At 72.8% G+C, this 18,691-nt stretch carries 23 protein-coding genes; 11 read left to right on the top strand and 12 right to left on the bottom strand.

Translation table 11 applies throughout. The annotated features are described in order from the left end of the window. Nucleotides 1–213: 213 nt before the first annotated feature. A complete protein-coding gene (locus tag AB0C21_RS34745) occupies nt 214–705 on the bottom strand; it encodes a cupin domain-containing protein (RefSeq protein WP_149264615.1) in 492 nt (163 codons plus the stop codon). Between the two features lie 122 nt (nt 706–827). Further along, nucleotides 828–1,373, bottom strand: coding sequence for a P-loop nucleotide/nucleoside kinase family protein (locus AB0C21_RS34740; RefSeq protein ID WP_500210056.1), 546 nt, complete (start codon nt 1,371–1,373; stop codon nt 828–830). Between the two features lie 197 nt (nt 1,374–1,570). Here AB0C21_RS34740 and AB0C21_RS34735 point away from each other — a divergent pair, with 197 nt between their 5' ends. Together AB0C21_RS34735 and AB0C21_RS34730 are read left to right on the top strand one after the other, a co-directional pair. Further along, nucleotides 1,571–1,765, top strand: a complete 195-nt coding sequence (locus AB0C21_RS34735) for a hypothetical protein (protein WP_149264613.1) — start codon at nt 1,571–1,573, stop codon at nt 1,763–1,765. Nucleotides 1,766–2,065: 300 nt separating this feature from the next. Beyond that, nucleotides 2,066–2,464, top strand: coding sequence for an ester cyclase (locus tag AB0C21_RS34730; protein ID WP_500210053.1), 399 nt, complete (start codon nt 2,066–2,068; stop codon nt 2,462–2,464). 33 nt (nt 2,465–2,497) lie between these two features. Here AB0C21_RS34730 and AB0C21_RS34725 read toward each other — a convergent pair whose 3' ends face one another. Continuing rightward, nucleotides 2,498–3,004: a hypothetical protein gene (locus AB0C21_RS34725; RefSeq protein WP_500210051.1), complete on the bottom strand. Its 507-nt coding sequence runs from the start codon at nt 3,002–3,004 to the stop codon at nt 2,498–2,500. Nucleotides 3,005–3,076: 72 nt separating this feature from the next. Continuing rightward, nucleotides 3,077–5,212 carry an MMPL family transporter gene (locus AB0C21_RS34720; RefSeq protein ID WP_500210049.1) on the bottom strand — a complete coding sequence of 712 codons (2,136 nt, stop codon included), beginning with the start codon at nt 5,210–5,212 and terminating at the stop codon, nt 3,077–3,079. 97 nt (nt 5,213–5,309) lie between these two features. Here AB0C21_RS34720 and AB0C21_RS34715 point away from each other — a divergent pair, with 97 nt between their 5' ends. Next, complete coding sequence (locus AB0C21_RS34715; protein ID WP_500210046.1) at nt 5,310–5,816, top strand: MarR family winged helix-turn-helix transcriptional regulator; 507 nt, start codon at nt 5,310–5,312, stop codon at nt 5,814–5,816. 15 nt (nt 5,817–5,831) lie between these two features. Here the strand turns inward: AB0C21_RS34715 and AB0C21_RS34710 are convergent, their stop codons facing one another. Next, nucleotides 5,832–6,224 carry a VOC family protein gene (locus AB0C21_RS34710; protein ID WP_500210044.1) on the bottom strand — a complete coding sequence of 131 codons (393 nt, stop codon included), beginning with the start codon at nt 6,222–6,224 and terminating at the stop codon, nt 5,832–5,834. A gap of 78 nt (nt 6,225–6,302) precedes the next feature. Here AB0C21_RS34710 and AB0C21_RS34705 point away from each other — a divergent pair, with 78 nt between their 5' ends. From AB0C21_RS34705 to AB0C21_RS34690, 4 genes are all read left to right on the top strand, one after another. Then, nucleotides 6,303–7,178, top strand: a complete 876-nt coding sequence (locus AB0C21_RS34705; RefSeq protein ID WP_500210043.1) for a class I SAM-dependent methyltransferase — start codon at nt 6,303–6,305, stop codon at nt 7,176–7,178. A gap of 294 nt (nt 7,179–7,472) precedes the next feature. Further along, nucleotides 7,473–9,731, top strand: a complete 2,259-nt coding sequence (pflB, locus tag AB0C21_RS34700; protein ID WP_500210041.1) for a formate C-acetyltransferase — start codon at nt 7,473–7,475, stop codon at nt 9,729–9,731. Continuing rightward, the gene (gene pflA, locus AB0C21_RS34695) at nt 9,728–10,522 is read left to right on the top strand and encodes a pyruvate formate-lyase-activating protein (protein WP_500210039.1); all 795 of its coding nucleotides are present in this window, start codon (nt 9,728–9,730) and stop codon (nt 10,520–10,522) included. Before pflB ends, pflA begins: the two co-directional genes overlap by 4 nt. Before the next feature lie 68 nt (nt 10,523–10,590). Continuing rightward, entirely contained in the window at nt 10,591–10,923 is a 333-nt protein-coding gene (locus AB0C21_RS34690; protein WP_500210037.1) for a MerR family transcriptional regulator, read from the top strand. Nucleotides 10,924–10,973: 50 nt separating this feature from the next. On the opposite strand, the gene AB0C21_RS34685 is transcribed toward AB0C21_RS34690, so the two are convergent. Next, the gene (locus AB0C21_RS34685) at nt 10,974–11,723 is read right to left on the bottom strand and encodes a ZIP family metal transporter (protein WP_500210035.1); all 750 of its coding nucleotides are present in this window, start codon (nt 11,721–11,723) and stop codon (nt 10,974–10,976) included. A 230-nt stretch (nt 11,724–11,953) separates the two neighbouring features. Between AB0C21_RS34685 and AB0C21_RS34680 the strand changes: the two genes are divergently transcribed. Next, the gene (locus AB0C21_RS34680; protein ID WP_500210033.1) at nt 11,954–12,640 is read left to right on the top strand and encodes a pentapeptide repeat-containing protein; all 687 of its coding nucleotides are present in this window, start codon (nt 11,954–11,956) and stop codon (nt 12,638–12,640) included. 2 nt (nt 12,641–12,642) lie between these two features. On the opposite strand, the gene AB0C21_RS34675 is transcribed toward AB0C21_RS34680, so the two are convergent. Together AB0C21_RS34675 and AB0C21_RS34670 are read right to left on the bottom strand one after the other, a co-directional pair. After that, complete coding sequence (locus AB0C21_RS34675) at nt 12,643–12,915, bottom strand: metal-sensitive transcriptional regulator (RefSeq protein ID WP_149264603.1); 273 nt, start codon at nt 12,913–12,915, stop codon at nt 12,643–12,645. 11 nt (nt 12,916–12,926) lie between these two features. Next, nucleotides 12,927–13,295, bottom strand: coding sequence for a thioredoxin family protein (locus AB0C21_RS34670; protein ID WP_500210031.1), 369 nt, complete (start codon nt 13,293–13,295; stop codon nt 12,927–12,929). A gap of 148 nt (nt 13,296–13,443) precedes the next feature. On the opposite strand from AB0C21_RS34670, the gene AB0C21_RS34665 reads away from it, so the two are divergent. After that, entirely contained in the window at nt 13,444–13,833 is a 390-nt protein-coding gene (locus AB0C21_RS34665) for a DUF302 domain-containing protein (RefSeq protein ID WP_500210029.1), read from the top strand. Between the two features lie 49 nt (nt 13,834–13,882). Here the strand turns inward: AB0C21_RS34665 and AB0C21_RS34660 are convergent, their stop codons facing one another. The 3 genes from AB0C21_RS34660 to AB0C21_RS34650 all read right to left on the bottom strand — a co-directional run bounded on the left by AB0C21_RS34660 (nt 13,883) and on the right by AB0C21_RS34650 (nt 16,037). Further along, nucleotides 13,883–14,626, bottom strand: a complete 744-nt coding sequence (locus tag AB0C21_RS34660) for a (R)-mandelonitrile lyase (protein ID WP_500210027.1) — start codon at nt 14,624–14,626, stop codon at nt 13,883–13,885. Between the two features lie 15 nt (nt 14,627–14,641). Further along, complete coding sequence (locus AB0C21_RS34655) at nt 14,642–15,208, bottom strand: TetR family transcriptional regulator C-terminal domain-containing protein (RefSeq protein WP_500210025.1); 567 nt, start codon at nt 15,206–15,208, stop codon at nt 14,642–14,644. A 142-nt stretch (nt 15,209–15,350) separates the two neighbouring features. Then, nucleotides 15,351–16,037 (bottom strand): ArsR/SmtB family transcription factor, encoded by a 687-nt coding sequence (locus AB0C21_RS34650; RefSeq protein ID WP_500210023.1) that lies wholly within the window; start codon nt 16,035–16,037, stop codon nt 15,351–15,353. A 139-nt stretch (nt 16,038–16,176) separates the two neighbouring features. Between AB0C21_RS34650 and AB0C21_RS34645 the strand changes: the two genes are divergently transcribed. Together AB0C21_RS34645 and AB0C21_RS34640 are read left to right on the top strand one after the other, a co-directional pair. Further along, the gene (locus tag AB0C21_RS34645) at nt 16,177–17,466 is read left to right on the top strand and encodes an MFS transporter (RefSeq protein WP_500210021.1); all 1,290 of its coding nucleotides are present in this window, start codon (nt 16,177–16,179) and stop codon (nt 17,464–17,466) included. Between the two features lie 25 nt (nt 17,467–17,491). Next, nucleotides 17,492–17,938: a hypothetical protein gene (locus AB0C21_RS34640; RefSeq protein ID WP_500210019.1), complete on the top strand. Its 447-nt coding sequence runs from the start codon at nt 17,492–17,494 to the stop codon at nt 17,936–17,938. Between the two features lie 27 nt (nt 17,939–17,965). Here the strand turns inward: AB0C21_RS34640 and AB0C21_RS34635 are convergent, their stop codons facing one another. Then, nucleotides 17,966–18,592: an SPFH domain-containing protein gene (locus tag AB0C21_RS34635; protein WP_500210017.1), complete on the bottom strand. Its 627-nt coding sequence runs from the start codon at nt 18,590–18,592 to the stop codon at nt 17,966–17,968. Between the last annotated feature and the right edge of the window lie 99 nt (nt 18,593–18,691).

Here is an 18,691-nt window from a genome sequence, read left to right as displayed (position 1 = left end):
CACGGCGGCGTCGGCCACCCGCACTGCGCCCCCGGTTTCCGCAGGTTCCGGCCTCGGCCGACGATTCTGCGGCACGACCCGGGTCTTGCCGCAAGCCCCCCGGTGCGCTATACGTTGAGAGTGGCGGGGGGAGTCGTCCCTCCCAGGGCCCGCGGCTTCGCCGCCGCCTTCACCGCCGCTCCCCCGGCAGACGCAGCCGCCGCTCCCCCTTGATCAGACCATGTACTGGTCGTGGCGGTGGTAGAGGTCCGCCCATTCCTGCTCGCTGAGCTGCCGGCCGCTCCCCACGATCTCGGCCAGCTCCTCGAAGTAGGCCTCGCGCGGGGCGCCGGGGGCGAACAGGACCAGCATCGACGCGGGCCCGTGCGGGTTGTCGAACGCGTGGATCCCGCCCGGCGGGACGAACAGGAAGTCGCCGGGCGCGGCGTCGATCCAGCGGTCGCCGTCATAGAGGGCGACGGTGCCGTCCAGGACGAAGAACGACTCCGACATCGTCTTGTGGAAGTGCGCGCCCGAGCCGCGGCCGGGCTCGGCCCCCATGTCCCACCGGTAGAGCCCGTACTGACCGCCGGTCGATTCGCCCGTGGCCAGGTAGTGCACCTTCGAGCGCGTGCCGATCAGCAGGTCGGGCTCGGAGTCGCCCTTCCACAGCCTGCCGCTGACCTCGCCCTTGTCACCGTGGAAGAGCTCCTTGGGATATGACATGCCCGCCTCCTCGTCATTCGTCCCCGTCGCCGCCGGCCCTTCCATGGCCGAGGCCGCCGGGTCCCGTCAACGTCCCAATAGTGGCGGTCGACCGTGACATTCCGCTCGGCACCCGCCCTGGATCACCGCGCTGCGCGCGAGGGGCCCTCGCCCCGGCCGAAGGCGATGATCTGCGGAAGGGCCGGGTCGTAACCGTCGCCGGTGTCCACGGTCATGGTCGGGACGTCGAGGGAGATCCACCCGAAGGAGTCGAGGGAGTGCCGTCCGTCGGCGATCGCCTCCAGGAGGTCCCGGTCCCCGTGGGCGGCCCGGTGGGCGTCGTCGGTCGCGCGGCGGGCGATCCGCGCGTGCGCGACCGCCGGCGGGGCGGTGCAGCGGACGACGCGGAGGTCGGCGATGCCGCCGAGAGGTTCGAGCCGCGGGCGCCAGACATGGTCCTGGAAGGCGGCCTCCGCGACCGCGGTCACCCCCGCCCGCGCCAGCACGGCCAGCACGTCGAAGAAGGCGGAGAGCGTCGGCAGGTTGAGGCGGTCGTTCGCCGCCGGACCGGACCGGGCGGCCAGGACCATGCCCTGCTTGATCTCGTCCCGGACGACGGCGGGGCACCCGAGCCCCTGCGCGAGCCGGCGGGCGAGCGTCGTCTTCCCGGCGCCGGGCGGTCCGCTCACGACGATCAAGGTCGGCTTGGTCACAGCGCATTGTGGCATCCCGCCCCGGCGCCCAGGGTGCCGCGGCCGGCGGGACCTCCGACCTGGACGTTTCCGAGAGACCGGCCCCTCGTCGTCGTTAGAGCCGGGCATGGCCGGGTAGCCGTATGCGAAGGCCGGAGGAGCCGGCGACTCGATCGACACCGAGGGGGGCGGAGTTGACCACGCCTGAGGAGAACGCTCCGAAGACCGACGACACCGACCAGGCCGCGAGGAAGCCGGGCGGCAAGTCGGGCAGGAAGTCCGGCCGGGAGCCCGAGCGGCGGCCCGACGTGCGCACCGAACTGGGCGCCGAACTCGAGGACAAGATGTCGGAGAAGGGGCTGTCGCGGGACGACTTCTCCGGGTCCTGAGGCGGCCTCGAAGCCCGGAGGCCGAACGCGGCCGGCGGGCGGTGCGAAGCGCGCCGACCGCCGCCGGTTCAACGAGTTCGGCCGAATGGAAAAGGACTATCCCGTACAAGTCGCCCGCGAAGGATTCGAGGCCCTCGTGGCCGGAAAGGACCATGTCGTCGCGGGCTCGTTCGAGAACGAGGTCCAGGTCGCCGGCTCCCGCGCGGTCCCCCGACCCCGTGAAGGCCAAGGCACTGGGGCAGGCTCAGCGGACCCGGCGGCGGTGAACGGCGGTAGGGCCGAGAGACAGGGGGGATCCGCGTGCTCGGCAAGCTGTACGAGCGGTGGCTGCTGGAGATGTGGGCCGGGGACTTCGAACTCGCCCGCGAACTGATCGCGCCGGGGTTCGTCGGCCATTGGCCGGGGCAGGACGTGCACGGGGCCGACGAGCTGGTCGACATGCTCCGGCAGGGGCACGCGCCCTTCGAGGACGTCGCGGTGACGATGGACGTGGGCCCGATCGTGGACGGCGACCGGGTCGCCGCGCGGTGGACGTTCAGCGGACGGTACCGGGGCGGCATGCCGGGGGCGACCGCCGCCGAGGGCACGGAGGTCTCGTTCAGCGGCCACGACATCCTGCGCGCTGAGGACGGCCGGTTCGCGGAGTACTGGGTGATCTCCGACACCCGGTCCCTCTCCAGCGCCCTCGGCGTGGAGTGACCGCCGCCGCGTCCGGCGGACCCGCCCGGCGCGTCACATGGGCAAGGGCTGGATGGACGCGTCGCAGAGGCGGCAGCCCAGGTTTCCCTTGCAGATGCCGTGCTCCGGGCACGGTTCCAGGTCTTCGGGGGGCGGCGGGACGCGCCAGTCGGGCCACGCCGCCGGCCTCCACACGGGGGCGGGGGCGGGCCAGCCCTCCACCATCGCGCGGTATCGCCGCAGGTACCCGAGGGCGAAAGGCGGGTCGTAGGTGAGAAGCCCCCAGCCGTGACGCGTCATCGCCAGGTCGAGCACTCGCAGCAGGAACGCCTTCTCGGACGGCCAGTCCGCCGTCCAGGGCAGCTCGTTCAGGTCGAACCCGGCCGTGCCGCGGCCGATGCGGTGCCCGTCCGCGAAGAGCAGCACGAGGTTGCTCTCCCAGGCGGACTCGGCGAGGGCGCACCCGGCCAGGGTGAGCACGTCGAAGAAGACGTCGGTCCCGCCGTTGGTCAGGTACAGCTCTTCGCCGGACGTGCCCAGGGCCAGGAAGGAGTTGCCCACGGTTTCCCATCCCTCGTCGGCGTCCCGGCGGGACGCCGACGACACCCTACGATCCCGGCCCGATGGGCGGGCTCACCTGTCCCTCGCGGCGGACGGGGCGGCCTCGCCCGCACCTGCGTCCCGCGGGTGCCCCTCGAAACGGGTGGGCCACCAGACCCTGGGCCCGATCATCCGGACGAGCGCCGGGACCAGCAGCGACCGGACCACGAGCGTGTCCAGCAGCACGCCGAACGCGACGATGAACGCGATCTGCGCCAGGAACGACAGCGGGATGACGACCAGCGCGGCGAACGTCGCGGCCAGCACGACGCCCGCCGACGTGATGACGCCGCCGGTGGCCGTCAGCCCCCGGAGCACGCCCTCGCGGACGCCCCGGCGCCGCGTCTCCTCGCGGACCCGCGACATCAGGAAGATGTTGTAGTCCACGCCGAGGGCGACCAGGAAGACGAACCCGTAGAGCGGCACCGAGGCGTCCAGGCCGGTGAAACCGAACAGGTACCGGAACACGAGCGCCGCGACGCCGAGCGTGGCGGCGTAGTTCAGCGCGACGGTCGCGATCAGCAGGACCGGCAGCGGTATCGAGCGCAGCAGCAGCACCAGGATGACCAGGATGATCACCAGGACGACCGGGACGATGAGGGTCCGGTCGTGGGCGGCGGTCTGCTGGGTGTCGTACTGCTGGGCGGTGTAGCCGCCGACCAGCGCGTTCGCGCCGGGGACTGCGTGCACGGCGGTGCGCAGCCGCTTGAGGGTGCTCTTCGCGGCGTCGCTGTCGGCGGCGGCCTTCAGCGTCGCGTCGATCCGGACCCGCCCGTCCACGACCTTCGGCGGGCCGCCGGGGCGGCCGGACGCGCCGACCGGCGCGGCGCTCGCGACGCCCTCGGTGCGGGCGGCGGCGTCGAGCACGGCCCTGCCCTGCGCCGCGTCGGCGATGATGACCGCCGGCTGGCCCGAACCGCCCGGGAAGTGCTTGGAGAGCGTCCGCTGCGCGGCGACCGAGGGCGCGTCGTTGATGAAGATCTCGTCCAGGGGGACGCCGTGGGCGCGCAGCCCCGGGGCGAACGCGGCGCACGCGACGAGGGCGATGGCCGTTCCCGCGACGACGCGGCGCGGATGCACGTCGACCAGGCGGGCGACGCGGGACCACAGGCCACTTCCCGCGTCGGCCCCTTCCGCCACCGGCTTGGGCCTCGCGGGCCAGAACCCGACCCGTCCGAACACGACGAGCACGGCCGGGAGGAACGTCAGCGCGCTGAGGACGGCGCAGGCGATGCCGATCGCCCCGACCGGCCCGAGCGCCCGGTTGTTGGTGAGGTTGCTGAGCAGCAGCGCGAGCAGGCCGAGTGCGACGGTCGCCGCGCTGGCGACGATCGCGCCGAACGATTCGCGCACCGCCAGCCATCCGGCGGCGAAGCGGTCCCGGCCCGCCGCGAGCTCCTCCCGGAAGCGGGACGCGAGCAGCAGCGCGTAGTCCGTGGCGGCGCCGATGACCAGGATCGACAGGATGCCCTGGACCTGGCCGTCGACCCGGACGATGTCGTTCTTGGCCAGCGCGTAGACCACCGCGCACGCGAGGCTCAGCGCGAACACCGCACCGAGGATGATGACCAGCGGGAGCAGCAGGCTGCGGTAGACCAGCAGCAGGATGACCAGGACGGCGACCAGCGCGACGCCCAGCAGCAGCCCGTCGATCCCGGCGAAGGCGTCCGACAGGTCGGCCTGGGTGGCGGCCGGCCCGCTGATCTGCGTCTTCGTCCCCGGCACGGTCTCCGCCGCCGAACGGACCCCGTCCAGCACGGTCGGCAGTTCGTCACCGAGGTCGGGTCTGAGCGGGACCACGCCCTCCAGTGCCAGGCCGTCGTCCGAGCGCAGCGCCGGGGACGGCGTTCCGAGGGTGCCGGGCGCGCCCCGCAGCCCGGCGAGCGCGCGGGTCGCGGCGTCCCGCTGGGCGGCCGTGACCTGGCCGTTCGCCGTCCACACGACGATGGCGGGGATGGTCTCCTGCTCGTCGAAGGCCCGCTGGGCCTGCAGCACCTTGGTGGACTCGGCGCTGCGCGGCAGGAAGGCCGCCTGGTCGTTGGTGGCGACCTCGCCGAGCTTCCCGGCGTAGGGACCGAAGGCGCCGCCGATGGCCAGCCAGACCAGGAGCAGCACCGCCGGCACCAGCCAGCGGATCGAGCGCGGCGGTGTTCGGCGCGGTCCGGCCATCGGTTCCTCCCCCAGCGAGTTCGACCAGCCGCTCCATACCCACAAATACCTCAATCATTGATTATCTCAACGATTGAGTTAATGTAATCTGATCCGCATGGCCGAAGGAGCGGACAAGGCGGATGAAGAGCCACAAGGCCCCGCCGATCTCCGGTCGTTCGCCGTCGAGCTGCGCCGGATGAACGCCGAGTTCAACCGGATCGCCCACGAGTTCGCCCACGCCAGCGGGCTGCACCCCACCGACGTCCAGGCCCTGGTCGCGATCATGGACGCCCCGCAGCGCACCCTCGACCGGCCGATGACCCCCGGGCGGCTGCGGGAGGAGCTGAACGTCACCTCCGGCGCGGTGACCGCCTGCCTCGACCGCCTCGAACGCCTAGGCCACATCACCCGGGTGCGCGACCCGGCCGACCGGCGGGTGGTCCACCTGCGGTACGAGCCGTCCGCGATGACTATGGCGCGCGACTACTTCCGCCCGCTGTCGGAGAGCACCGAGGCGGCGCGGAGCGGGTTCGGCGAGGAGGACCTCCGCCTCATCCTCCGCTTCCTCCGCGCGATGAACGACGAGCTGTCGGCTCTCCGCACCCGCGACTCCGGACGCTAGGCGCGGGCGCCCGTCCTAGGCCGGACCGAGCAGGTCCCAGCGGTTGCCGGCGATGTCGAGGAAGACGGCGACGCGGCCGTAGGGCTCGGTGCGGGGCGCGGTGACGAACTCCACGCCCGCGGCCGTCATGCGGTCGTGGGCGGCGCCGAAGTCCTCCACACGCAGGAAGAAGCCCACGCGTCCGGCGACCTGGTTCCCGACGGCGGACGCCTGGCGCGGGCCGTCCGCGCGGGCCAGCAGGACGCCCGTCCGACCATCCGGCGGCCGGACGACCACCCACCGCTTGGGGCGCCCGTCGTCGGTGCGCGAGGGCGAGTCCTCGACCAGGTCGAAACCGAGGGCACCGGTGAAGAACGCGATGGCGTCGTCGTAGTCGTCCACGACGATCGTGATCAGGTCGAGTCGCACTCCGCGAGCGTACGATCAGTGCGGCCGCCGCGCGCTCGGAAGCCCCCGGGTGCACGCCGAAGGGATGGGAGAGCCGGCATGGACAGGACCGAGGGCAGCCGGACCGCCGTGCTCGTCTGCCAGGGCCGGGCGGTGGCGCACGGCCGCCTGGCCCCCGACCGGTTCGACGATGCCACCGCGTCGGCGCTGCTCCGTCCCGACGAGCTGGAGGCGGTCGAGCAGGTCCGTTCGGGCGTGCCTCCCCAGGGCATGGGCCCCCGGCTCGAGTACGAGTTCCTGCGGGCCACGGCCGAAGGACTGGTGCCGCGGACGGTCGCCATCGACGACGCCGTCAGGGAGCGGGCCCGGCCGCAGCTCGTGATCCTCGGCGCCGGCCTGGACGGGCGGGCCTGGCGGATGCCCGAGCTGGCCGGGACCGCCGTGTTCGAAGTCGACCATCCCCGTTCCCAGCGGGACAAGCGGGAGCGCGCCGCGGCCCTGCCCCCGCCCGCCGGGAAGGTCGCCTTCGTGCCCGTCGACTTCACCGCCGACGATGATCTCGGCGTTTCCCTCGCGGCGGCCGGGTACCGGACCGACCGGCCCACCACCTGGATCTGGGAGGGCGTGGTCCCCTACCTGACCCGCGCCGAGGTGGCCGCCACGGTGCGGGCCGTCGCCGAGGCCTCCGCCCCGGGGAGCCGGCTCGTCGTGAACTACCAGTCACCGTCGCTGGTGGCCTCGGTCGGGCGGCCCCTGGCCCGGGCGATGAGGCGGCTGTCCCGGCAGCCCGACCCGATGGCGCACGAGCCATGGCGCTCCGCCTGGACACCGGCCGCCATGCGCGACCTGCTGGCCGAGCACGGCTACACGGTGTCCGGCGACACGGACCTGCTCACCCTGGCCAAGGCGCTCGCCATGCCCGTCCGCAGCACGCGCTCCCTGGCGTCCGGCCGCGTCCTGACCGCCGACCGGTAGCGCGGACCTCTCTCGCGGGCCGGGTGACACAACGAGGGCCCGTGGCGCTGAAGGAGATGTCGGCGGCCACCCGCGTGGCCTGCCGACGCGGGCCCCGCCTTTCGACACCGCCGGTCACGAGGCGGGGCCCGCTCACCGGCGGCGTACCGCGCCGGTCCCTCCCCGCGGCCTCCTGATCATTTGGGACCTTCGTCCCCGTGCCGCGGACCTCCGTCCATCCCCTGGACCTCCCCACTGGCGAAGAGTGGGGGTGGCGCACCGGGCCGTCGGGGCGCGGGACCCGTTGGAGGGACGATGACGGTACTGGAGACCGGGCGGGACACCGCGCCGGCCGCGTGGCGCGGCTTCCGGGGCGGCGCGTGGCGCGACCGCGTCGACGTGCGCGACTTCGTCCAGCGGAACCACTCCCCCTACGAGGGGGACGCGTCCTTCCTGACCGGGCCCACCGAGCGCACGTCCGCGGTGTGGGCGAAGGTCAGCGCCCTGTTCCCCGAGGAGCGCCGCCGCGGGATCCTCGACGTGGACGCGTCGACGCCGTCCTCGATCACCTCGCACGCGCCCGGCTACATCGACCGCGACCGCGAGCTGGTCGTGGGGCTGCAGACCGACGCGCCGCTCAAGCGGGCGATCATGCCGGCGGGCGGCCTGCGGATGGTGGAGGCCGGGCTCGCCGCCTACGGGTACGAGCTCGACCCGGCCGTCCGGAAGGTCTTCACCGAGTACCGCAAGACCCACAACGACGGGGTCTTCGACGCCTACACGCCCGAGATCCTCCGGGCGCGCAAGGCGGGCGTCATCACCGGCCTGCCCGACGCCTACGGGCGCGGCCGCATCATCGGCGACTACCGGCGCGTCGCGCTGTACGGCGTCGACCGGCTCATCGAGGCCAAGCGCGCCGAGCGGGCGCGCCTCGACGACCTCCCCTCGACGGAGGACGTCGTCCGCGACCGCGAAGAACTGGCCGAGCAGGTCCGCGCCCTCGGCGAGCTGAAGCGGATGGCCGCCTCGTACGGGTTCGACGTCTCGGGACCGGCCCGCACCGCGCAGGAGGCCGTCCAGTGGCTGTACTTCGGCTACCTGGCCGCCGTGAAGGAGCAGAACGGCGCGGCCATGTCGCTGGGGCGCACGTCCACGTTCCTCGACGTCTACCTGAGCCGCGACCTGGACGAGGGCCGCATCGACGAGGAGCGGGCCCAGGAACTCGTCGACGACCTGGTCATCAAGCTGCGGATCGTCCGCTTCCTCCGCACCCCCGAGTACGACGAGCTGTTCTCCGGCGACCCGACCTGGGTGACCGAGGCCATCGGCGGGATGGGCGAGGACGGCCGGACGCTGGTGACCCGGACGTCGTTCCGCTACCTGCAGACCCTGTACAACCTCGGGCCCGCCCCGGAGCCGAACCTCACGGTCCTGTGGTCGCCGCGGCTGCCCGAGCCGTTCAAGCGGTTCTGCGCCCAGGTGTCGATCGAGACCAGCTCGCTCCAGTACGAGAACGACGACCTGATCCGCCCCCGGTTCGGCGACGACACCGCGATCGCCTGCTGCGTGTCGGCCATGGAGGTCGGCAAGCGGATGCAGTTCTTCGGAGCCCGCGTCAACCTCGCCAAGGCGCTGCTCTACGCGATCAACGGGGGCCGGGACGAGGTCACCGGCGTGCAGGTCGCACCGCCGCGTCCGCCCATCACCGGCGACCTCCTCGACTACGCGGAGGTGCGGGCCGCCTACGACGCCATGCTGGACTGGCTGGCCGCCACCTACGTCGACGCGCTCAACGTCATCCACTACATGCACGACAAGTACGCCTACGAGCGCGTCGAGATGGCGTTGCACGACCACCCGGTCACGCGTTCGCTGGCGTGCGGGATCGCCGGCCTGTCGGTCGCGGCCGACAGCCTGTCGGCCATCAGGCACGCGAAGGTCGCGGTGATCCGCGACGAGACGGGCCTCGCCGTCGACTACCGCGTCGAAGGCGACTACCCCGCCTACGGCAACAACGACGACCGCGCCGACCGGATCGCCGTCGAGCTGGTCGAGTCGTTCATGGACAAGGTCCGCCGCCGCCCGGCGTACCGGAACGCCGAGCACACCCTGTCGGTGCTGACCATCACCTCCAACGTGGTGTACGGCCGGCACACCGGCAACACCCCGGACGGCCGCCGGGCCGGGGAGCCGTTCGCGCCCGGGGCGAACCCGATGAACGGGCGCGACCGCCGCGGCATGGTCGCCGCCGCGCTGTCGGTGGCGAAGCTCCCCTACGAGACGGCCCAGGACGGGATCTCGCTGACCGAGACCGTGACCCCGCTCGGCCTCGGCCGCACGCCGGAGGAGCGGATCGGCAACCTCACCGGCATCCTCGACGGGTACACCGACGCGGGCGGGTTCCACATGAACGTCAACGTCCTCGACCGCGCCACCCTGCTGGACGCGATGGAGCACCCGGAGCGGTACCCGCAGCTGACCATCCGGGTGTCCGGGTACGCCGTGAACTTCGTGCGGCTCACCCGCGAGCAGCAGCGGGACGTCGTCGGCCGCACGTTCCACGGTGCGCTGTGAACGCCCGGGAACGCGTCCTGCGCGAGGCCGACGCCGAACTGCTCGCCCCGCCCGAACCCGGCGGGCTCGCCGGCGCGGTGAGCTCCTGGGACCTTTCGACGGGCGTCGACGGCCCCGGGACGCGGTTCGTGGTGTTCACCGGAGGGTGCCCGCTCCGCTGCCTGTACTGCGAGAACCCGGAGACGTGGCGGATGCGCGACAGCCCCCGCACCACCGTCGACGAGCTCGTCGCGGAGATCGCCGAGTACCGCCGGTTCATCTCGGTGGCCGGCGGCGGCGTCACGATCAGCGGCGGGGAGCCCCTGCTCCAGCCGGCCTTCACCGCCGAGGTGCTGCACCGCTCCCGCGGCCTCGGCCTGCACACGGCGCTGGACACCTCCGGCCACCTCGGCGACCGCGCCGACGACCGGCTGCTGGCCGGCACCGACCTGGTGCTGCTCGACATCAAGGCGTGGACTCCCGCCGTCTACCGCCGGCTCACCGGGCGCGACCTCGCGCCGACGCTGCGCTTCGCCGAACGGCTCGCGGCACTCCGCAAGCCGGTGTGGGTGCGCTACGTCCTCGTCCCCGGCATCACCGACGCCCCGGCCGAGGCGGACGGCGTCGCGTCCTTCGTCTCCGCGCTGCCCAACGTCGAGCATGTGGACGTGCTGCCCTTCCACCGCCTGGGCGCGGCCAAGTACCGGCGCCTCGGCATCCGCTTCCCGCTGGCCGAGGTGGAGCCGCCCACCGCCGACGCCGTCGAGCGGATCCGGGCGAGGTTCGAAGCGCACGGCGTCACCGCGCGCTGAGAACCGCGCGGCCGCCCTCCGCGCATGAACTCCGCCGAGCGGGAACACCCTCCTCGCAGGAGGTGCACGTGAACGCAGGTCAACTGCTCAGCCAGATCCCCGGACTGACGTATCGGCAGCTCGACAGATGGACCAGCACCGGCTACCTGCGGGCGACGCAGGCGGGCGAAGGCGCCGGTCACGCCCGCGACTACAGCGCCGAGGAGGTCCGGGTCGCCGCGCTGATGGTCCGCCTCCACGGCGCGGGGCTGAACGTCGTCTCCTCCCATCGCGCGGCCCGCGCCCTGGCCGCCGGGCGGCCCGCGGTCCTCGCCCCGGGAGTCGAGGTCGTCGTCCGCGACCAGGCCGCGGCCGCCGAGCCGCACGAGGAGGCGTCCGGAGGTCCCCTCGCGGCGGCCTGACCCGCCGGAGCTGCCGCCGAAGCGATCCGGAGGGGCCGCACCCGCGCGGCTCAGGCGTGGGACAGGGCGAACGCCGCCAGGAACCCCACGACGATGATCAGGCCGGTGAACAGGTGGGTGTCCTCGTAGGCCTCGGGGATCATCGTGTCGGCGATCATGGTGAGGATGGCGCCGCCGGCCAGCGCGGTGATGCCGGCGAGGAGGTCGGCGGGAGCGTCCCCGAGCGCCGTGTAGCCGAGGACCGCCGCCAGGGCGCTGATCACGGCGATGCCGCTCCACAGCCCGAAGACGTACCCGCGGCCGCGTCCCGCACGGCGCATCCCCGAGGCGCTCGACAGGCCCTCGGGCACGTTGCTGATGAACACCGCGACCACGGTGACCAGGCTGACCGCGCCGCCGCCCAGCAGGCTCGTGCCGATCACGATCGACTCGGGCACGCCGTCCAGCAGCGCCCCCAGCGCGATCGCGCTCCCCGATCCGGGCTGCTCCTCCTCCGAGGGCTGCTGCCCTCCCGAGCGCTTGCGGTGCCGCGCGCCCCGCCAGGCCAGGGCGGCGTTGGCGCCGGCGTAGAGGACCGCGCCGGCCACCGCGCCGATCGCCGTCGGGGCCAGCCCACCCCGGTCGTGCGCCTCGGCGATCAGGTCGAAGGACACCGCCGACAGCAGGACGCCGCTGCCGAACGCCATCACGCTCGCCACCACCCGGGCCGGGACCGGAGCCAGGAAGCCGACCAGGGCGCCCATCACCAGCGCCGACCCGGCCAGCAAACCCCATCCTCCGGCCTGCAACGCTCCCTGCACGGCTCTCCCTTCCGTCCACGACCGCCACGCGGTACCGGGTCCGGCACGCGGAGCGGCGCACCATCCGGCACGCCGCCCTGCGACTACCCGCCGGTTCGGTCTGAAACGCCCCGAACCGCGAAGCATGCGCTCTCCGACGGGCGCCCGCGCTCTTCGGGGCGCCGCCTCGTCCTCTTCGCCGCAGGCACGGTAGCGGGAAGCCGGGTGGTGCCGGCTAGTAGGGTCGGCGCATGCCCGCTCGTGCCGCCTCCTCGTCCCCGGTGAGAGAGCCCAGGCCGCCCCAGATCCCCCGCACGCTCACGCCTGCCGGGAAGGTCGAGCGGCATCTCCGGCATGACGGGAAGTACCTGTCGCTGGAGTACGGGGCGGAAACCCTGTCCATGGACGATCCGGACGGGGTCGAGGACGTCGGGTTCGAGCGCTGCCGGTTCACGCAGACCGCCTTCACCGGGGTGGTACTGCACCGGGCCGGGTTCGCCGACTGCGCGTTCGGCGACACCGACCTGGCGAACCTGCGGGCGTTCAACTCGCGGATGTTCGGCGTGCGGATCGCGAACGCGCGGATGACGGGGATGCAGCTCCCCGAGAGCGGGCTGCGGGACGTGCTGGTCGAGGGATGCCGCGCCGACCTCGCCGGTTTCAGGTTCGCGCACCTGCGGGACGTGGTGTTCCGCGACTGCAACCTTGCCGAGGCGACGTTCCAGTCCGCCGGCATGACCGAAGTCCGGTTCGAGAACTGCCGGCTCAGCGGCGCCCAGTTCTCGGGGGCGACGATGAAGGCGGTCCGGTTCCGCGGCTGCGACCTGCGCGGGGTCGCCGGCCTGAGTTCATTCCAGGGCGCGATCGTGTCGAGCGCCGACGCGATGGGGCTTCTGGACGCGCTCGCCGCGGAACTCGGCATCACCGTCGAGGACTGAACCTAGGCGAGCGTGAGAAAGAGCTTCTCCAGTTGCGCGCGGTCGACGGCGGCCTGCTCGGTGCCCGCGTTCTCCGGCATGGCGCAGCGCTCCAGCCCGGTAGCGATGATCTTGAAGCCGGCGCGGTGCAGCGCCCGCGAGACGGCGGCCAGCTGCGTGACCAGGTCGGCGCAGTCCCGCCCCTCCTCGATCATGTTGATGACGCCGCCGATCTGCCCCTGGGCCCGCTTCAGCCGCAGCACGACGTCGTCGAGCGCATCCCTCTCCAGTTCCATCCCGCTCCTCCTCAGGCGCTGCGCTTCTGCTCGGCGGCCCGGCGCCGAACGTCGTCCATGTCGACCGCGCGGGCGCCGTCGATCAGCTTCTCCAGTTCCTGCTCGGGCAGGGCGCCCGGCTGCGCGTACAGCACCACGTTCTCCCGGATGATCATCAGGGTGGGGATCGAGGTGATGCCGAACGCCCCGGCCAGCTCCGGCTGGGCCTCGGTGTCGACCTTGCCGAAGACGATGTCGTCGTGCCGCCCGGAGACCCGCTCGTACACCGGCCCGAAGAAGCGGCACGGCCCGCACCAGCTCGCCCAGAAGTCGATCAGGATCGTGTCGTTGCCGTCGAGGACCTCGTCGAAGTTCTCGCGCGTCAGTTCCGTCGTGGCCATCACGGTCTCCGTTCCTTCGCTGGATACCCCTACGGGTATAGGAACCGGCACCGGAACCCCCTTATTCCGGGACCGATGCGAGCGGCGCGGCGGGAACCCGCGTTGATGCGGGCCCGTTGGGGAAGGCATCCCTCAAGGGGGGAGCATCATGGGTTACTCGATCAGCGTCCGACTGCGGCGGCCGTTCGGCGAGACCGTCGACCAGGTGCGCAGGCTGCTGACGGACCAGGGCTTCGGCGTGCTGACGGAGATCGACGTGCGGGCCACCCTGCACGAGAAGCTCGGCGAGTCGATGGAGGCCTACCTCATCCTGGGCGCCTGCAATCCGGCGCTCGCGCACCAGGCGCTCGGCATCGACCGGCAGATCGGCCTGCTGCTGCCCTGCAACGTCGTGGTCCGCGTCGACGGCGACGACACCGTCGTGGAGGCGCTGGACCCGCAGGTCATGGTGTCGGTCAGCGACCGTCCCGACCTGGGGCCGGTCGCCGACGAGGCGACGCGGCGGCTTGCCTCGGCGTTGAGGCGGCTGGACTCCTGAGCCGCGCGATGGAGCCCGCCCGAGCCGCGCCCGACGCCGCCCGCCGCGCTCAGAGGCCGGGGAACTCGATCTCGGCCTCCTGACCGGCGGCCAGCAGGAAGTACCCGAGGAACGTCACGCCGTCCTCCTCGGCGTCGAAGCGCGCGATGCGGGCCCCTTCGGGCTCGTGGAAGACGTCACCGGGACCGAGGACCACCGCCTCCTCGCCCTCGATCTGGTAGACGACCGAGCCGGTCTCGATGCTGCCGAACACCGGCCCGTTGTGCACATGCAGCCCGGCCGCCCGGCGGGGCGCGATGGTGATGCGGCGGACCTCGACCCGGTGCGTGCTCCGGGGCGGCGCCAGGACCTGGTCGAGCAGCACCGTGCGAGTGATCGGCGGGACGTCCTCCGCGTCGCCGCCCCGGTACTCACCGTCACCGACCGGCTCTCCCGCCTCGGCCGAGGCGCCGTCGTCCGGGATCGGCTCGATGGCCAGATGCGTCATCGGGCGGTCGGGGGCGGCGCCGTGCCAGTGCCATTCGCCAGGCGCGATGCGCACGGTGTCGCCGGCGCGGACCGTCTCGACCGGCCCGCCGCGCCGTTGCACGCGCCCGATGCCCTCGGTGACGACGAGCACCTGCCCGAGCGGGTGCCGGTGCCACACGGTGCGGGCCCCGGGGGCGAAGCGGACGCTGTCGATCTGCGTCCGCGCGCCTTCCCCGGAGTCGGCCACCGGCGCGATCCAGGCGTCGCCGGTGAACCATTCGGGCGGGGCGGCGGCGCGGTCGGCGGTTCCATGGGTCATCTGCATGGCGTTCCTCGGGGGTCAGCGGACGGTGCGCGCGTCGAGCAGCGCGAGGATTCCGGTGATCGCTTGGTCGAAGGGCTCGGAGGCTCCCGCCGCGCGGGCGAGCACGTATCCGCCCTGGAGCGTGGCGACGATCGCGGCCGCGGTGGACGCGGGGTCCACCGAGGGCTCCAGCTCTCCCCGGTCCACTCCCTCGCGCACCACCGCCGCGAGCCGCGCGCGAAGCCAGGCGAAGGTCTCCTCGACGGGGCCGCGGAGCGCGGGCGCGGCCATGACGTCGGGGTCCTGGGTGAGCCGGCCGATGGCGCAGCCCCGCAGGACGTCCCGCTCCCGGTGCAGGTACGCGGCGAGGCGCTCGACGGCCGGACCCGGGCCGGACAGCTGCGCGTCGATGGCCGCGCGCATCTCCTCGGCGGTGCGGTCGATGGCGGCGCGAGCGAGGTCCTCCTTGCTCGCGAAATGGTGGTACATGCTGCCCTGGCCGGCGTCGGCCCGCTGCTGGATGGTCTTCGGGCTCGTTCCCACGTAGCCGCGCTCCCACAGCAGTTCGCGCGCGCTCTCCACCAGCCGTTCCCGTGTACTCACCCGGCCAGTGTACATACCAATAGGTACAGAGTCGACCGCCTGCCTCGCCGGCCCGCGCGGCCCGTCCCCGGCGCCCTCACTCCGCCGCGACCGCCTCGGGCGAGGAACGGCCGGACACGATGTCGTCGGCCAGCGGCGTCAGTCACGCCGACTCCCCCGCATGGACGGGCAGGTCGGCGAGGCGCCACTCGAGCATGCCGTCGCTGAGCCGGACCGCGCGGCGGCCGTGTTCGGCCAGCAGCCGGACCGCGTCGTAGGCCAGCACGCAGTACTCGCCCCGGCAGTACACGACGATCTCCCCGCCGTCGGGCAGCTCACCGATCCGCGCGGCCAGGTTCTCGACGGGAATGGAGATAGCGCCGGGGATGTGCCCGGCCAGGTACTCCTCGAACGGCCGGACGTCCAGCACCGTGGCCGCACCGGCCGCCGCCCTGGCGCGCAGCTCGTCGCGCGTGATCTCCGCCGCGCCGTCGTCCCCGAGGTAGGCGTCGCGGGCGGCCGGGACGGCGGCCTGGTGGGTGTCGGCGACCTTGCGCAGCAGCGCGAGCAGCTGCGCGACGTCGTCCCCGGCCAGCCGGTAGTGGATGCGCACGCCTTCGCGGCGGGTGGCGACGAACCCGGCCTGCTTGAGGATCTGGAGGTGGGCCGAGGCCGTCGTCAGGTTCAGCCCGGCCGCGCCGGCCAGCGCGTCGACCGTCCGCTCGCCCTGGGCCAGCAGGTCCAGTAGTTCGAGCCGCTTGCCGTTGGCCAGGGCCTTGCCGCCGGCCGCGAACGCCTCGTACAGCCGCGTCTTCGACGCCTTCGAACCCGCGGGAACCTGTTTCGCCATCAATCCTCCATAAATCCATGGAATATTGTAGTCCACGGATGCGTCCCGCATCCCCACAACGACCTGACCTTGGAGGACTTCTCTTGGGCTTCGCCGAGAGGCGCCCGCCACCGCTGCCCGATGAGGCGGGGGCGCGGGCGTGAGGAACGTTTCCGCCGATCGCCCGTCCGCGCGACCGGTCCGGCTGGGGCTTCGGGAGAACTGGCCGCAGTTCGCGCTGCTGGTCGTCGTGAACGTCTGCGTCGGCGCCCTGGTCGGCCTGGAGCGCACGACCGTCCCGCTGATCGGCACCACGGTGTTCGGGCTGACCAGCGACCTGGCGGTGTTCTCCTTCATCATCGCCTTCGGCGTCACCAAGGCGCTGACCAACCTCGCCGCGGGCGCGCTGACCGCCCGGTTCCACCGCAGGACGCTGCTGCTCGCCGGCTGGCTGGTCGGCCTCCCGGTGCCGTTCGCCCTCGCGTGGGCGCCGTCCTGGGGCTGGATCGTGGCCGCCAACGTCCTGCTGGGCGTCAACCAGGGGCTCACCTGGTCGATGACCGTCAACATGAAGATCGACCTCGTCGGCCCCGCACGGCGCGGGCTGGCCACCGGCCTCAACGAGGCCGCCGGGTACGTCGCCGTGGGCGCCACCTCGCTGCTCACCGGATACCTGGCCACCGCCTACGGGCTGCGGCCCGCGCCCGAGCTCATCGGCGTGGTGTTCGCCGCCGCGGGACTGGGGCTGTCGCTGGTCGTACGGGACACCGCGGCGCACGTCGCCCTCGAACTGGCCCAACATCCCAGGCCCGTCCCCGCCGGGGAGCGGACCGGGCCGGGCACCGTGTTCGCCCGGACGTCCTGGCGGGACCGCTCGCTGCGCGGCGCCAGCCAGGCCGGGCTGGTCAACAACCTCAACGACGGCCTGACCTGGGGCGTCTTCCCCCTGCTGTTCACCGACCACGGCCTCGGCCTGGCCGCCGTCGGGCTGATCAAGGGGTTGTACCCGCTGCTGTGGGGGCTCGGGCAGATCCCCACCGGCCATCTGGCCGACCGCGTCGGCCGCAAGCCGCTCATCGTGGCGGGCATGCTCGTCCAGTCCGCCGCCTTCGTGCTCGCCCTCGCGCTGCTGGCCCGGCCGCTGCTGGCGGGCGTCGTGTCCGCCGCCGTCCTGGGCATCGGCACCGCGATGGTCTACCCGGCCCTGATCGCCTCGGTGTCCGACCACGCCCACCCCGCCTGGCGCGCCAACGCGCTCGGCACCTACCGCTTCTGGCGCGACATCGGCTACGCCGCCGGCGCCCTGGTCGCCGGCGTCCTCGCCGACGCCCTCGGCCTCAACGCCACCGTCATCGCCGCCGCCGTCCTCACCGCCGGCTCCGGCCTGCTCGCCGCCCGCTGGATCAGCGAGAACCGCACAGCCGCGACCGAACAGCCCCATCGTCGCTGAACGCGGGATAATTACCATGGGCGCCATGGAGCGGAGCGCGGAGGAAACGCCGTCGTCCACGGGATTCGAACGGGTGCACGTCGAATTCGAGTGGTACGACGGTCCGAGGGGAGGCATCGCGGATATCGACGGCGTTCCGCACTACTTCTGGGCGCTACCCGGAAGGGGCGGTGGCGCGGAACACCGCGTCTGGCCCCTGAGCACCGAAGTACTGGCCATGGAACGGGAGCAGTGGGCGATCTTCATTGCCTGGCACGACCGGTTCGAGGCGGGCACGAACCCTGAGGAGGATCATCCGGTGCAGGGAGGAGTCGATGCCCGCTATGACGCGCTCGAAGAACTGCTCGTGCCCCATCGCGCCGTGCCGAAGAACGCCGGAGTGATGCGAGTCGAGTGGCGCGGAAACGGCGCCCCGAAACGCTACCGCCTTGAAGGCCCCGCCTACGAGGGTCGCTGGCGGCCTCTCGCTTGAGTGCTCATTGGTCGGCCGTCCCGAGGCTCACTGCGGCGGAGCGGGGGCGCGGTCGGCGAGCCATCGGTTCAGGCCTGCGAGGGGGACGTCGGCTCGGACGACTTCCAGCAGCGTGACCGTCAGCCCCCATTCGCCGACGGCCTCATCCAGGTCGCTGGTCAGGAGTCTCATCTGGTCGGAGGTCAGCCCGCCCAGTTCACTCAGGTCCCGGTCCGCGATGTGGCGGCGCAGCCGGCCCTCCACGGTGAAGCTGACCGCCGCCGTCTGCGGAACCGGCCGCAGCGCATGGCGGGCGGGGTCGGACACCGCCACGAGGACCATCGCCTTCAGCCGCAGGAGCACCCCGTCCCGAGTGGACGCTTCGAGCCATACGTCCATCGGATTCCAGCGCAGGGGCACGCGGACCCACCGGTCGACGCCCGGCACCACCAGCGCACGGCCCGGCCCCCGCACCGTGGGAGGGCGGCCAAGCCGGGAGACCACCAGGCGCTCCCCTTCGGGCACGACTCGCAGTGACGCGATGACCAGCATCGTGATCAGCACGAGCAGGGCCAGGACGGCGAGCGACGTCCATGTGAGGAAGCCGGGCGGCAACTCGTCCCGAGGAGGCGGGGCAGCGGCCGTCGGACCGCCTCTCAGGAGGTCCCTGTTCATGCGTCCTCCCCTGGCGTTCCGGCCCGCGGGCCGGGCCTTCACCTGGTGACCCGTGCTTCCACCATGACCGCTGCGCGGCCGCTTCGCCATCGGGCACGG

Origin of the sequence: Spirillospora sp. NPDC049024 (assembly GCF_040649235.1) — a bacterium.
Taxonomy (GTDB): domain Bacteria; phylum Actinomycetota; class Actinomycetes; order Streptosporangiales; family Streptosporangiaceae; genus Spirillospora.
Note: the sequence above shows the minus strand (reverse complement) of the source record. Positions and strands in the feature narration are given on the sequence as shown.